General features: G+C 64.7%; 1 pseudogene. It reads left to right on the forward strand.

Annotation, left to right across the window (positions count from 1 at the left end):
* A pseudogene (locus BJG92_RS18645) lies at positions 1-298 on the forward strand (hypothetical protein); the annotation flags it as partial.
* Between the last annotated feature and the right edge of the window lie 8 nt (positions 299-306).

The following is a 306-nucleotide window of genomic DNA, read 5'->3' on the forward strand; positions in this document are numbered from 1 at the left end:
CACCGCCGGGGACACCAAGGTGGACCTGACCAACTTCACCATCGACCCGGGCACCTCCAAGCTCTACGGTGACGTCGCCGTGAACGGCACGGTCGCGGCCAAGCAGGCCTACATCTTCAACCTGGACGGCTCCACCCTCAAGCCCCTCGCGAAGGCCGGCGACACCGCGGTCCTGGAAGGCACCCGCGTGCTGATCTCCGACACCGCCGCCGGCCTGCTGAACAAAACCTTCAAGACCGACGCCGTGAAAGCCGACATGCTCGTCGGCATCGCCAAGATCACCGTCAACACCAAGTAACACCCCAC

The sequence above is a fragment of the Arthrobacter sp. SO5 genome (assembly GCF_020532805.1).
In the GTDB taxonomy this organism is placed as follows: domain Bacteria; phylum Actinomycetota; class Actinomycetes; order Actinomycetales; family Micrococcaceae; genus Arthrobacter.